We start from the raw sequence: 11,956 nt of genomic DNA, 5'->3' as shown, positions 1-11,956 counted from the left end.
GACTGACCTACAGCTCCCGCACCCCGACCGTGCGGTCGCCCGCCGCGTCACCGGTGTTGACGGTGCCCTTCGGCTCGACCAGGAGGATGGCCGTCTCCTCGTCCGCGCGGGGGCAGTGCTCCACGCCGCGCGGGACCACGTAGAGCTCGCCGGGGCCGAGGGCGACGTCGCCGTCGCGGAGTTGGATGGTGAGGCGGCCGCTGATCACCAGGAAGGGTTCGTCGGTGTCGTCGTGCTTGTGCCAGACGAACTCGCCCTGGACCTTGGCGAGCTTGATCTCGTAGTCGTTGACCTCGGCGATCTTGCGTTGGGCCCAGTGGTCGGTGAAGGTGGCGAGGGCGGCGGCGAGGTTCACGGGTTCGGGCATGGGGGCCTCCCAGGTTGGATGGTCGAGGCTCGGTCAAGCGCAGATGCTTTCTGCACGTCCAGTCCTACTCCGCTGATACGCCTGCTGGACAGGCACGGATCGGCCTCAGGGATGGCTGGAAATGAAGCTCGGACATCCGGCTGATCCGCGCCCGCGAGGCGGACCGCCTGAAGGGAGCGGGCTGCGGCGGCGGACTGTGACGCAGCGTCAGGCCTCAGGCCGGCCGGCCCTCCTCGTGGCGAGTCAGCGGCGCAGGAGGTACAGCAGGCAACCGACGGCGATGAGGACCAGGACGGCCTGAAGGAGGCGGCGGCTGCTTTCCCTGGCACTCGGCATCCCGCCCAATCCGAACGGGACAGGCGGGACGGAGGCGGGGGCGGGGGCGGGGACAAGGTCTGGGAAGCGGGGGGCGTCCCACTGGTAGGTGCCGTCGTCCTGGACGGTGCCCAGGTGGAGACCGCCGGTGAGACGGCGCTGCCAGCGGCTTCCTGCGGCGTCGGTGAACTCGATGGCGAGCTCGGCCAGCCGTGGCGGTGCGCCCGCAACGAACAGTTCGACGCCCTGCTTGCTGAGACCCTGCAAGTCGAAAGGCTCCGATGCGCTGGACGTTGCGCCACCGGTGTGGATCACCTGGACGTCCGTGATCGGCAGCGAGGTGTCATTGGAGACCCTCACCAGCCAGGTCTCTGGAGCAGTAGCCGGGTCGGCGCCGGCCAGCCGCCGCGTCAGGCGTGCGTGTACCGGTGCGGCCTGTGCCATCTCCTCGCGCGCCGCGCTCGCCTGCTGTCTCTGCTGTTCAGCCGCTTCCTCAGCCGCAGCCCGCCTGGCCGTTTCGGCCTCGTCCCGCTTCTCCTTCGCGACGGTGCGGCGGCGGTCCGCGAGACCGATCCACAGTGCCGTCAGGCTGCTGAGCGCCCCAACGATGGCAGTCATCAACGCGATCACCTGACCATGCTGATGGAGCGTCAGGACTGTGTCCATTCCGGGCTACGGGCCAGGGCGCCAATTGGCGCGGCTCCCCCGTGCGGGTGAGGCGGTCCGTTCTGTCGCAGGACGCGCGGGCAGGGCGGTGGCTGGGACCTTGGATTCGGCGGCGGGCAGGCCCAACTGTCCGCCGAACAAAGGACAACGGACAACGGACACCGGACCTGAGGACACACCATGGCCGCTCGAACCATCCTGGCGAAGCTGCACGGTCGGACGGCAGCGGGCGTAGCCCGCTGGGCGGTGTGGGCCGCGTTCGCCACCACCCTGACCACGTTGCCCTCGTGCATCTGGCGGATCGCGGCCTTCACCTTCGACGCCCCGCTGGTGGAGCACAACGCGACGCCCCCGCCCGGCCACGGCACCGAGCTGATCCAGGGCGGGTGGTGGTACGTGATCGTGCTCAGCGTGGTCAGCGAGTCGCTCGCCTACCTCGCGGTCGGGCTGGTCAGCCGGTGGGGCGAGGTCTGGCCGCGCTGGGTCCCGGGCCTGGCCGGCCGCCGGGTACCGATCCTGGCAGCGGTGATCCCGGCGGGGATCGGGGCGACGGTGCTGATGGTGCTCCCGTACTCGATGGTGATGTTCGCGCAGGGCAAGATGCTCGACGGGACCCACTCCACGGGAGCAACCACGCACGGGGCACAGACCGTCGCCTTCTGGCTCGCGTACCTGCCCCTGGCCGCCTGGGGTCCGCTGCTCGCGGTGCTGACCGTGCACTACTACCGCCGCCGACGAGCGACGGCGCTCGCGTTGGCGGCATGAGCGGGGGCGCCCGTTTCAGGTGCGGTGCATTAATCGCGCAGGAGCGGTCGCCCTCACAGTCGGTATGAGGACTCCTCCTGGAGACAGCCGGCCTTCACGGGCACAAGTACGCCGCTGACGCTGCCCTCGCTGCCGTGGCGCTGCGGCAGCATGGAGATGTCACGATCTTCACCTCCGACGAGGAAGACATGAGGCTCCTGTGCGGTGACCGCGTCGTCGTCCACGGGCTATGAGCTATTTCAGGTCCCCGGTCTTCAGCCCCGCGAGGAAGGCTGCGAAGGCGGGGGCGGGGAAGAGGAGGGCCGGGCCGGCGGGGTCCTTGGAGTCGCGGACGGGGGCGAGGTGGGGGATGCCGGTGGCGATCTCGACGCAGTTGTCCGGTGCTGAGCCGCTGTAGCTCGATTTCCGCCACACAGCGTGACTCAGGTCAAAGGCGGCAGTTCCCATGCGTACCGTTCCTCCATCACGTTCTTGATGAAGGCAGCCGACAAGTCCGGGGGAAGCGCGGCAGCCTGCACCCGATCGTAGATGAGGGCCATCCGAGTGACGTCCTCCGGCCTCTCAAGGTAGTGACCGATGTTGAACCCCTCGGTATAAGCGGCTCGAGAACCATCCTCCATGGTGAGTAGGCACAAGGACCCGTTCACGGCAGTGGGATCGAGCGAACCGAACGGGACCACCTGCACATCGATCCTGCGTCGCTCGTTCAGCTTCAGCAGGTGTGCCAACTGACCGCACATCGCGTCGCGGCCACCGATGTTCAGGTGCAGAGCCGATTCATGCAAAGTGATCCGATACCAAGGCGGATTCTGACCTTTGAGGATCTCCTGCCGGGCGAGGCGGCCGGGGAGCGTCTCCTCCACCGTGGCATCACCGAACAGACCCTCCCCCGCAGTGAGCATCGCCCGCGCGTAAGCCTCCGTTTGCGCCAGGCCCGGGATGACCGGGGAATACTCCTGGATCATCCTGGCCTGCGCCTGCCGGAGCAGGAACACCTTGGCATAGTCCATGACGGGCCCGTTGAAGTGCACCCAGAGGCTGGTCACCGCCCCCTTCGCCTCAAGCGCCGCGTCAATCAGCTTCACCAGATCCCAGTTCGGCGGATCCGTCGCCAACTCGATCTGCGCGATCCGGGTGTGCGCGACAAAACACAACTGCCCGAGCTCCCGCTGCGAGAGCCCCTTTGCCTGACGCAACCTGCGTACAAGGTCGCCGAGATAGGCAGGCAGGGAGGTCGTCGGATCCAGTTCCTTGGGCGCCGGCATCGCCCCTCCTCATTCACAACCACCAGATTGAATCGTTCCCCCCTGGCGAGAGTAGCTGCAGAGCGCCACGCTTGATGCACGGATGGTGAGATCCCCCCACCGAAGTGACAGAGAGCCAGCCATGACTACTAATCAGCCCAGAACCCTGGAGCGCGGCCTCCCCGAGTGCGACTGCCCCGCCGACTGTGGCGGCCGCCCCGAGCTCCGCGTGCGCCTCGCGCCCGCCTACCCCAGCGTCCGCCCCTCCGAGCACCAGACTCCGCCGGACCTCCCCCACTCCCCCACCCGGCGTGGCGAGTTGGTCTTCGACACGCTCAACCAGCGGCACGGCGTGGTGATGGACCGCTACCGCTCGCTCGTCTACCTGCGCCCCGAGCGGGGCGGCGCCGAGTGGGACGTGGATGCGAAGTGGCTGGTGAAGCCGGCGTGAACTTCCAAGCGCACCGCCAAGCCCTCGCCGCCATGGCCGAGTTGACCGAATCCCTGGTGGCGGCCGGGCTCGACCTCGGGGACCTCTCCAATGGTTGGCGGATCACCAATGCCGGTACGGTGATGGCCCAGTTCCGCCCGTTGCACCCCGTCGAGATCCTGCAGCTCGCCGAGGCGCTCCGCCGCGCCGGCCGGGAAGCGTGAAGGCTCAGAAAGTCGACCACCCCGACTTCCTGCGCCACCAACGCACCCTCGCCTACGGGATCTCCCTCGCCGCCCTGCTCCCCTTCACGGCGATCATCCTCACCCTCACCCTCCACCCCTGAGCAGAGAAGCGAGCTGGGGCGCCCGCCATGGAGTAGCCGGTCACTCAACGGGGGTGCCCGTCCCCTCGCTTACCGGACACTTACGGCGCACGCACGTCCCCCGGGGCGCCCCGGCTGCTTCAATGGGACTGTGTTCGAACTGGTGGGGTATGCGATCGTCGCGGCGGGCGCCGGGTGGGTGATCCAGGGCCGGCGCCGGGTGAAGTCCTTCGCCTTCACGCCGGGCTCCGCGATCAGCGTCCGGTGCACGCTCAAGCTGCCGTCGCAGCAGCGGCCCCGCTGGCGGCGCGGGCGGCTGGCCCTCGGCGGGCCCACCGTCGTCTGGGAGCCGGCCTCCCGGCGCCACGCCGCCGTGGTCCTGTACACCGACCCGGGCGGGCCCGAGCCCACCGTGCGTACCGCCTCGCCGCGCGACTGGTGGCGGGTCAACCCCGGCGCCAAGGTGGTGGAGTGCGCCTCGGCCGAGGGTCCGGCGCTGGTCGCCGTCATGCCGCACGAGGTGCCCGCCGTCCTGCGGGCCCTCGGCCGAGCGGGCGGGGGCTGACCTCAGCCCCCCGCCGGCTCAGCTGCGGACGCGCTCCGGCTGCGGGAGCGGCGCGACCTCGACCGGCGAGGCGCCCTCGACCCGGCGGGCACGGTTCGGCACCAGCAGCGCGGCCAGCGCGGCGGCCACGCAGAACACCGCGAGCAGCGTGAAGCCGTTGGTGTAGCCCGACTCGTAGGGCAGGCCGGAGGCCTGCAGGTGGCCGGTGACCAGGCTGGTCATCAGGGCGGCGCCGATCGAGCCGCCGATGGTGCGGATATTGGCGTTCATGCCGGTGGCCGCACCGGTCTGGGCGGCCGGCACGCTCCCCACGATCAGGTTGCTCATCGAGGCGAAGGCCAGGCCGATACCGAGGCCGAACACTCCTGCCGCCAGCGCGACCTGCCACTGCGTGCCGTGCCAGGCGGCGAACATCGAGCAGGCCAGGGCGCCGAACGCGGCGCCACTGACCAGCTGCGCCTTCGCCGGGAACCGGCCGGCCAGCCGGCCGCTCAGCACGCCGGAGACGAACATGGCGACCAGCATCGGCAGCATCAGCAGCCCGGCACCGGTCACGCTCGCGCCGAAGCCGTAGCCCGCCGAGGCGGGGGTCTGCGCGAAACCGGGCAGGAACGCCCAGACCGCGTACATGCCGCCGCCGAAGAGCAGCGCGGCCGTGTTGGTCGTCCAGACCGCCGGCAGGCGCATGATCCGCAGGTCGATCAGCGGGTTGCGGGAGCGGGCCTCGACCAGTGCCCAGAGGGCGAACAGCAGCACGGCCGCCGCGAGCAGGCCGAGCACCCCGGTGGAGCCCCAACCCCACTTCGAGGCCTGGCTGATCGGCAGCAGCAGTGCCACCAGCCAGCCGGAAAGCAGCACGGCGCCAAGCCAGTTGACGCTTCCTTCGGTCCGGCTCGGCGACTCGGGGACGTAGCGGTGGGCGATCAACGCGGTGATCGCGACGATGATCACCGGGAACCAGAACAGCCAGCGGTAGTCCAGCGCGGCGACGATCGGGCCGGCCAGCACCATGCCGAGGCCACTGCCCACCGCGATCACGGCGGACAGGTTGCTGATCCCGCTGGGCACCCGGGCGGCGGGGAACTCGTCCCGGATGATGCCGAAGGAGAGCGGGAAGAGCGCGCCCGCGATGCCCTGGATCACCCGGGCCACGATCAGCACGGTGATGTTGGGGGCGACGGCGGCGACCAGGCAGCCGACCAGCAGCGCGATCAGCGCCGCGACCAGCGTGCGCTTCTTGCCGACCAGGTCACCGACCCGGCCGAGGATCGGCGTGAAGATCGAGGCGGAGAGCAGGTAGGCGGTCATCACCCAGGTGACGGTGGCCTGCGAGGTGTGCATGGCGTGCTGGACGGTCGGCAGGGCGGGCGTGATCAGCGACTGGAGCAGGGCGAAGACCCCCGCACCGGTGGCGAGGACGCCGAAGGTGAGGCGGTTGGACGGGCTTGATTGGCGGTTCATCGGACCTTCTCTGGACGCGGAACGGAGACACGCGGAGACAGGCGGAGACAGGCGTGCAAGAGACGCACGGGAGGCAAGGAAGGAGCCCCACTGCTAAAGTTGAGGCATGCCTCCAGATTAGCGGAGGTATCCCTCCGGTTCAACCGGAAGCACCCGAAGCGAGGTCCCCGTGCCGGAACAGGTCGTCGTCAGCGAGTTCCTCGCGGCCCAGCGCCCCCGCCGCGCCGACGCCGCCCGCAACTTCGACGCGCTGCTCGCCGCCGCCCGCGAGGCCTTCGCCGAGCACGGCGCCGAAGCCTCACTGGAGGACATCGCCCGCCGCGCCGGCGTCGGCATCGGCACCCTCTACCGCAACTTCCCCACCCGCCGGCACCTCTTCGAGACCGTCTACGCCAACGAGGTCAACGAGCTGAGCCTGCTCGCCGCCGAGCTGTCCGAGCAGCCGCCGTGGCCGGCACTGGCCGAATGGCTGCGCCGGTTCGTCGCCTACACCCAGACCAAGCGCGCGATCCGCGACGCGCTGGCCGGTGAGGAGACGGACGTCTTCCTGGCCTGCCGCCAGTCGATGTACGACGCGGGCTCCCCGCTGCTGGAGCGGGCGCAGCAGGCCGGCGAGGTCCGGGCCGACATCGGCATCGACGACCTGCTGCGGCTGGTATCGGGGATCAGCTCGGTCGCGTTCCCCGATGAGGGGCAACGTGACCGGGTTCTGGGTATCGCCCTGGACGGGGTCCGCAGCAGAAGGTGAACCAGAGGGTGAGTGGTGACCATGGGAATTCTTCGCAGCCGCACGCGCACCGAGCCGGTCGAACCCGAGCAGCAGCTCGCCGAGCTGGCGGGAGAACTCGCCACTGAGGAACGCCCGGAAGTCCCGGCCCGGGTCGGCGTGCGCCGGCTCGCCCGCACCCTGACCCACGGCGCGGTGCGCGGTACCAGCGCCGGCGGCCAGTTCCTCGCCGACCGGCTGCTCGCCACCGCCCCGCGCATCCCCGTCCGCGACCTCGCCACCCTGCGCCGCCAGCACCCCAAGGCCCGCACCCCGGACGAGCTGGCCGACCGCCTGGTCACCGGCGCCGCCCGGGCCACCACCGCGATCGGCGCCGGAGTCGGCGCGGCGGCCGTGGTCCCCACCGCCGCGATCACGGCGGAACTGGCGGCGGAACTGCTCGCCGTGGCGGCCGTCGAGGTCAAACTGATCGCCGAGCTGCACGAGGTCTACGGCCAGGCCGCCATCGGCAGCACGCTCGACCGCACCACCGCCTACCTCGGCGCCTGGGCCCAGCGACGCGGGATCAACAGCATCAGCCTGCTCAAGCCCACCGGTGTCCTCACCATGGGCGCGGGCGCCAGGGTCCGCGTGCAGGTCAGCCGGCGACTGGCCCGTGGCTCGCTGCGCAAGCTCCCCTCGCTGGCGCCGTTCCTGCTCGGCTCGGCCCTGGGCGCCCACCTCAACCGCCGCGACACCCTGCGCCTGTCCCAGCAGGTCCGCGCCGACCTGCGGACCCGGCCACCGCGCACCCCGAACTACTGGGAGTCGGCGACCGGCCGCTGAAGGTCACCAAAGACCGGGCGGGTCAGGCGTTCGGGGCATCAGGCGTTCGGGGCCACCTTGGCCAGGCCGTTGATGATGCGGTCCATCGCGTCGCCGCCCTGCGGGTCGGTCAGGTTGGCGAGCAGCTTGAGGGTGAAGCGCATCAGCATCGGGTGGGTCAGGCCGCGCTGGGTGGCGATCTGCATGATCCTGGGGTTGCCGATCAGCTTCACGAAGGCGCGGCCGAGCGTGTAGTAGCCGCCGTAGACGTCCTTGAGGACGGTGGGGTACGCCTGCAGGGCGCGCTCGCGGCCGCCGGCGGTGACCCGGGCCTGCGCCTGGATGACGGTGCGGGCGGCGAGCTGGCCGGATTCCATCGCATAGGCGATGCCCTCGCCGTTGAACGGGTTGACCATGCCGCCCGCGTCGCCGACCAGCAGCAGGCCGCGGGTGTAGTGCGGCTGCCGGTTGAAGGCCATCGGCAGCGCCGCGCCGCGGATCGGGTCGGTCATGTTCTCCGGCGTGTAGCCCCACTCCGCGGGCATCGAGGCGCACCAGGACTTGAGCACCTCGCGCCAGTCCAGCTCGCCGAAGGCCGGCGAGGAGTCCAGGATGCCCAGGCCCACGTTGGAGGTGCCGTCGCCCATCCCGAAGATCCAGCCGTAACCGGGCAGCAGCTTCTTCTCCCGGCCGCGGGTGTCCCACAGCTCGAGCCAGGACTCCAGGTAGTCGTCACTGGCCCGGGGCGAGGTGAAGTAGGTGCGGTAGGCCACGCCCATCGGCCGGTCCTCGCGCCGGTGCAGGCCCATGGCCAGCGAGAGCCGGGTGGAGTTGCCGTCGGCGGCGACCACCAGCGGGGCGTGGAAGACGACTTCGCGCTTCTCGGGGCCGAGCTTGGCGGTCACGCCGGTGATCCGGCCGGTCCGGTCGTCCAGCACCGGGCCGGAGACGTTGCACTTCTCGTACAGCCGGGCGCCGGCCTTCTCGGCCTGACGGGCCAGCATCTCGTCGAAGTCGGCGCGCTTGCGGACCAGTCCGTAGTCCGGGAAGGAGGACAGCTCCGGCCAGTCCAGCTCCAGCCGGACCCCGCCGCCGATGATCCGCAGGCCCTTGTTGTGCAGCCAGCCGTTCTCGGTGGACACGTCGATGCCCATGTCCACCAGCTGCTTGGTGGCGCGCGGGGTCAGACCGTCGCCGCAGACCTTCTCGCGCGGGAACTCCGTCTTCTCCAGCAGCAGTACGTCCAGCCCGGCCTGGGCCAGGTAGTACGCGGTGGCCGAGCCAGCCGGGCCGGCGCCGACCACGATGACGTCGGCAGCGCTCTCGACGGCGTTCTCGGTCACGATGGGCACACTCCAAAGCACTTGCCAAGGCTCAGCTGAACGGTCCTCGGCAGTCTACGGGGTGGGCTGGGTGACGGACTGAGCGACGTCCCACAGGTAGGCGAAGCGCTGCTTGCGGCTGGTCAGCGTTTGCGGACTGAGCACCAGCATGGTGCTGGCGACCATCGGTTCGAACGGGCCGCCCACCGCGTCGCTGCTGACCTCGTAGCTGATCCCGCCGTCGAACAGGATGAAGTCGGACATCGGCCGCCGGGCCTGGGTCGGCAGGTCGCGCACCGCCACGATCTTGACGTTCACTCCCTGGCTCGCCTGGTAGTGGGCCACCCGGTGGATCTCGTCCACGGTCTGCTCGTCGGCGCTCTGCAGCACGAAGACCCGGCGCACCGGCACCCCGCGGCTGACCGCGGTGCGCTGGGCGTCGAAGTAGCGGCGGCCCAGCTCGGTGCTCCAGAAGCCGATGTCCACGGCGGTGCTGATCGCGTCGATCGACTCGCCGGCGCTGTGCGTGAGGGTGAGCAGCCAGTCGTGGTCCTCCCCGTCGTAGGCGGCCTGGTCGGTCTGCAGGTCGCGCAGCAGCTTGGCGGTCCGGAGCAGCTCGCGCTGGGCGAAGCCGAGCACGATCGCCGGGCTGTCGGTGCCCAGTCCCGAGGCGTTGTCCACCAGTTGGGTCATCGCGCCGTTGCCCAGCTGGGACTTGCGCAGCCGTTCGAACAGCTCGGTGGCCTTGCCGACCCGGACGAAGCCCTCGTCGACGATCCGCTGCATGTCCTTGGTGCGGGCCTCCACGGTCGCCTCGACGGAGGCCACCCGGGCCTCGAACTCCAGCAGGAACTCGATCAGCAGCGCCACCCCGCCGACCAGTACGGACAGGTTGATGCTGGTGATCGTCTGCTGCTTGCTGAGCAGGGTGATGGTCAGTGTGGCGCCACCGGACAGCGTGGTGGTCAGGATCTTGCGGAGCAGCGGCGGTACGTGTGCCATGTGGAGCCCCCCGGTACTTCTGGTCGGACTATCGATCAGTCCCCTGGTAGGAGTGCGCGGACAGGCCGACGGCCTGCAGCGCGAGTTGGTCGCGGATGCGCTGGACGGCCACCGCCCACTGTCGGGAGAAGCCCGGGCTCGTTTCCAGGTCCCCCCAGACCGGGGCGAGCGCCCGGTCCACCCGGGCCCCGGGCATCCACAGGTGCAGCAGGTGGTTCACGGCCGGACGCAGCCGCAGTACGGGCTCGGCGCCGGGCGCCGAGCCCAGGCCGCTGCGTTCGATCAGCTGGACCAGGGTGGTCAGCAGCCAGTCGTGCAGGGCCAGGTCCTCGCAGAAGGCGGCCACCGCCACCGGGTCCACCCGTTCCAGGGTGAGCCGCAGGGTGCGCAGGGTGCCGTCCTCGATGGTGAAGTGAGCGCCGGCCTGACTGCCCTCGACGGCCGTCCAGAGCAGCCGGGTGCGGCGCGAGCGGAACGGTGCCCGGCGGTCCACCAGCGGTCGGCCCTGAAGGTCCGTCAGCTTGCCCAGGTCGGTGAGCAGCCGCTCGGCGATCGCACCGAGGTCCAGTAGCGAACCGGACGGCGCGTCGGCGGCCAGGAACCCCTCGGCCAGGTCGTCCAGCCCGCACGGGCCGGTCGGCTCCACCGTGCCCGGGCGGGCCAGGTAGTGGCCCCAGGGCAGCCGCAGACTGCTGCTGCCCGCCTCGGAAGGTCCGCCGATCCGCACCCGGACCGAGGCCTGCAGCACCCGGCCCTCGGTGAGCACGGCGTGCGCCAGTGCGGTGCCGATCCCGCGCACCGCGCGCCGCGAGCCGGTGGGCAGCGGGCAGTCCACACCGGTCAGCAGATCGGCCGAGCGGACCTGGCTGTTCGGCCGGCTGGAGCTGCGCACCCGTTCGCCGTGGCGCAGGTGCAGCAGCTGCAGCGCGGCGGCGCGCGGCAGCTCCACGGAGTGCTGCAGCAGGCCGGTCCGCACCTCGCCCAGCAGCAGCCCGGCGGTCATGACGGACCGTGGAAGACGTAGCCGACCCGCTCGCGCACGTCCTCCGGCAGGCTGACCCCCTCCTGCCGGGCCCGCTCGGCGAGTTGGCCGAGCACCGCCTCCTCCGGCGACCACTGGTCCAGGATCACCTTGACCGCGTGCTCGATCGGCAGGAACCGGGAGGCCAGCACCGAGACGGTGCGGTAGGCGGCGAACGGCGCGGCGCCCGGGTTGAGCCGCAGCAGCGGCGGCAGCTCGTCCCAGGAGCCCGGGAAGGCGTCGGCGCGCGCCACCGGGCGCAGCACCTCCTGCCCCTGGTCGCGCAGCAGGCCGAGCCGCAGCAGCTGCCAGACGGCGGCCAGGAACGGGCAGGACCAGGTGCGCCGGCCCGGCTGCTCGTCCCAGAGCTCGACGTCCAGGAAGACCGAGTGCCGCCGGGCCTCGATCTCGCGCGGCGGCTGCCAGCCGGCGGTGGGCATCATCGCCTCGGCCAGGCCGTCGGCGGGTGAGCGCTCGCCGTTGCTGAGCCAGCCGGACTCGGTGGCGGGCGGGCGCGAGCCGTTGCTGCCGGGCGGCGGGGACTGCACCAGCCGGGCCTCGACCAGCTGGGCAGGGCGCACCTGGCCGGCCTCGGCACAGGCCGACTCGCGCGCCAGGTAGTCGATCACCAGGCCGGACTCGGCGGCCTGCTCGATGATCTGCGGCACCACCTCGGCGGGCGAGGAGAACCGGGTGAAGTAGTCGTCGACCAGGAAACAGGTGCTGATCCGCGGCCGGCGCCCCGGCGGGGCGCTGCAGGCCAGCCGGGCCGCGTCGGCCCAGGGCCGGACCCGGGCGAACTGCTCACGCAGGCGGGCCGGGCCGGCCGCGAAGTCGTCCATGTAGAGGTGGCCCAGCTCCAGCGAGAGATGGGCCAGTGGTACAGCTGTCGTGCGCGGGTCGGCGGATGCCTCCCGGAAAGTGGTGTCCATCAGTGCCGTC

The 11,956-nt window shown here is 71.0% G+C and carries 17 protein-coding genes; 7 read left to right on the top strand and 10 right to left on the bottom strand.

Annotation, left to right across the window (positions count from 1 at the left end):
- Positions 1-7 precede the first annotated feature (7 nt).
- Together BR98_RS20135 and BR98_RS36470 are read right to left on the bottom strand one after the other, a co-directional pair.
- Positions 8-367 carry a cupin domain-containing protein gene (locus BR98_RS20135; RefSeq protein ID WP_035846567.1) on the bottom strand — a complete coding sequence of 120 codons (360 nt, stop codon included), beginning with the start codon at positions 365-367 and terminating at the stop codon, positions 8-10.
- 243 nt (positions 368-610) lie between these two features.
- A complete protein-coding gene (locus BR98_RS36470) occupies positions 611-1,348 on the bottom strand; it encodes a hypothetical protein (RefSeq protein ID WP_051969967.1) in 738 nt (245 codons plus the stop codon).
- Positions 1,349-1,528: 180 nt separating this feature from the next.
- On the opposite strand from BR98_RS36470, the gene BR98_RS20125 reads away from it, so the two are divergent.
- Positions 1,529-2,113 (top strand): hypothetical protein, encoded by a 585-nt coding sequence (locus BR98_RS20125; protein ID WP_063774811.1) that lies wholly within the window; start codon positions 1,529-1,531, stop codon positions 2,111-2,113.
- A gap of 53 nt (positions 2,114-2,166) precedes the next feature.
- Here the strand turns inward: BR98_RS20125 and BR98_RS39450 are convergent, their stop codons facing one another.
- Genes BR98_RS39450 through BR98_RS20115 form a run of 3 tightly spaced genes read right to left on the bottom strand, consistent with a single transcriptional unit; the run spans position 2,167 to position 3,378 of the window.
- A complete protein-coding gene (locus BR98_RS39450; protein ID WP_157537851.1) occupies positions 2,167-2,337 on the bottom strand; it encodes a hypothetical protein in 171 nt (56 codons plus the stop codon).
- Between the two features lie 10 nt (positions 2,338-2,347).
- Positions 2,348-2,527: a DUF397 domain-containing protein gene (locus BR98_RS20120; RefSeq protein ID WP_324606683.1), complete on the bottom strand. Its 180-nt coding sequence runs from the start codon at positions 2,525-2,527 to the stop codon at positions 2,348-2,350.
- A gap of 8 nt (positions 2,528-2,535) precedes the next feature.
- Positions 2,536-3,378 carry a helix-turn-helix domain-containing protein gene (locus BR98_RS20115; protein ID WP_035846563.1) on the bottom strand — a complete coding sequence of 281 codons (843 nt, stop codon included), beginning with the start codon at positions 3,376-3,378 and terminating at the stop codon, positions 2,536-2,538.
- A gap of 121 nt (positions 3,379-3,499) precedes the next feature.
- Here BR98_RS20115 and BR98_RS20110 point away from each other — a divergent pair, with 121 nt between their 5' ends.
- From BR98_RS20110 to BR98_RS20100, 4 genes are all read left to right on the top strand, one after another.
- Complete coding sequence (locus tag BR98_RS20110; protein ID WP_157537850.1) at positions 3,500-3,808, top strand: hypothetical protein; 309 nt, start codon at positions 3,500-3,502, stop codon at positions 3,806-3,808.
- A complete protein-coding gene (locus tag BR98_RS20105; protein WP_035846559.1) occupies positions 3,805-4,011 on the top strand; it encodes a hypothetical protein in 207 nt (68 codons plus the stop codon). The genes BR98_RS20110 and BR98_RS20105 overlap by 4 nt, the downstream gene beginning before the upstream one ends.
- Positions 4,008-4,133, top strand: a complete 126-nt coding sequence (locus BR98_RS42060; RefSeq protein ID WP_267886080.1) for a hypothetical protein — start codon at positions 4,008-4,010, stop codon at positions 4,131-4,133. Before BR98_RS20105 ends, BR98_RS42060 begins: the two co-directional genes overlap by 4 nt.
- Positions 4,134-4,263: 130 nt before the next feature.
- Entirely contained in the window at positions 4,264-4,677 is a 414-nt protein-coding gene (locus tag BR98_RS20100; RefSeq protein ID WP_051969966.1) for a hypothetical protein, read from the top strand.
- 18 nt (positions 4,678-4,695) lie between these two features.
- Here the strand turns inward: BR98_RS20100 and BR98_RS20095 are convergent, their stop codons facing one another.
- Entirely contained in the window at positions 4,696-6,138 is a 1,443-nt protein-coding gene (locus BR98_RS20095) for an MFS transporter (protein WP_051969965.1), read from the bottom strand.
- A 169-nt stretch (positions 6,139-6,307) separates the two neighbouring features.
- Between BR98_RS20095 and BR98_RS20090 the strand changes: the two genes are divergently transcribed.
- Together BR98_RS20090 and BR98_RS20085 are read left to right on the top strand one after the other, a co-directional pair.
- Positions 6,308-6,886 carry a TetR/AcrR family transcriptional regulator gene (locus BR98_RS20090; RefSeq protein ID WP_035846557.1) on the top strand — a complete coding sequence of 193 codons (579 nt, stop codon included), beginning with the start codon at positions 6,308-6,310 and terminating at the stop codon, positions 6,884-6,886.
- A gap of 21 nt (positions 6,887-6,907) precedes the next feature.
- A complete protein-coding gene (locus BR98_RS20085) occupies positions 6,908-7,690 on the top strand; it encodes a hypothetical protein (RefSeq protein ID WP_051969964.1) in 783 nt (260 codons plus the stop codon).
- A gap of 38 nt (positions 7,691-7,728) precedes the next feature.
- Here BR98_RS20085 and BR98_RS20080 read toward each other — a convergent pair whose 3' ends face one another.
- The 4 genes from BR98_RS20080 to BR98_RS20065 are packed head-to-tail and all read right to left on the bottom strand — an operon-like array spanning position 7,729 to position 11,949.
- Entirely contained in the window at positions 7,729-9,012 is a 1,284-nt protein-coding gene (locus BR98_RS20080) for a geranylgeranyl reductase family protein (RefSeq protein ID WP_198042248.1), read from the bottom strand.
- A gap of 54 nt (positions 9,013-9,066) precedes the next feature.
- Positions 9,067-9,993 carry a phospholipase D-like domain-containing protein gene (locus BR98_RS20075; RefSeq protein ID WP_035846553.1) on the bottom strand — a complete coding sequence of 309 codons (927 nt, stop codon included), beginning with the start codon at positions 9,991-9,993 and terminating at the stop codon, positions 9,067-9,069.
- Between the two features lie 28 nt (positions 9,994-10,021).
- On the bottom strand, positions 10,022-10,996 hold the full coding sequence (locus tag BR98_RS20070) for an SCO2521 family protein (RefSeq protein WP_035846551.1): 975 nt from the start codon (positions 10,994-10,996) through the stop codon (positions 10,022-10,024).
- Positions 10,993-11,949: an SCO2522 family protein gene (locus BR98_RS20065; RefSeq protein WP_035846549.1), complete on the bottom strand. Its 957-nt coding sequence runs from the start codon at positions 11,947-11,949 to the stop codon at positions 10,993-10,995. The genes BR98_RS20070 and BR98_RS20065 overlap by 4 nt, the downstream gene beginning before the upstream one ends.
- Positions 11,950-11,956 lie beyond the last annotated feature (7 nt).

Origin of the sequence: Kitasatospora azatica KCTC 9699, from assembly GCF_000744785.1 — a bacterium.
In the GTDB taxonomy this organism is placed as follows: domain Bacteria; phylum Actinomycetota; class Actinomycetes; order Streptomycetales; family Streptomycetaceae; genus Kitasatospora; species Kitasatospora azatica.
The sequence above is the reverse complement of the archived record's forward strand: the minus strand, read 5'-3'. Positions and strand labels throughout refer to the sequence as shown.

Excerpts from the sequence above, each read along its gene's own strand:
- BR98_RS20125 (WP_063774811.1), top strand. The coding sequence starts at position 1,529 with ATGGCCGCTCGAACCATCCTGGCGAAGCTGCACGGTCGGACGGCAGCG.
- BR98_RS20095 (WP_051969965.1), bottom strand. The coding sequence starts at position 6,138 with ATGAACCGCCAATCAAGCCCGTCCAACCGCCTCACCTTCGGCGTCCTC.
- BR98_RS20135 (WP_035846567.1), bottom strand. The coding sequence starts at position 367 with ATGCCCGAACCCGTGAACCTCGCCGCCGCCCTCGCCACCTTCACCGAC.
- BR98_RS20075 (WP_035846553.1), bottom strand. The coding sequence starts at position 9,993 with ATGGCACACGTACCGCCGCTGCTCCGCAAGATCCTGACCACCACGCTG.
- BR98_RS20115 (WP_035846563.1), bottom strand. The coding sequence starts at position 3,378 with ATGCCGGCGCCCAAGGAACTGGATCCGACGACCTCCCTGCCTGCCTAT.
- BR98_RS20070 (WP_035846551.1), bottom strand. The coding sequence starts at position 10,996 with ATGACCGCCGGGCTGCTGCTGGGCGAGGTGCGGACCGGCCTGCTGCAG.
- BR98_RS36470 (WP_051969967.1), bottom strand. The coding sequence starts at position 1,348 with ATGGACACAGTCCTGACGCTCCATCAGCATGGTCAGGTGATCGCGTTG.
- BR98_RS20110 (WP_157537850.1), top strand. The coding sequence starts at position 3,500 with ATGACTACTAATCAGCCCAGAACCCTGGAGCGCGGCCTCCCCGAGTGC.
- BR98_RS20085 (WP_051969964.1), top strand. The coding sequence starts at position 6,908 with ATGGGAATTCTTCGCAGCCGCACGCGCACCGAGCCGGTCGAACCCGAG.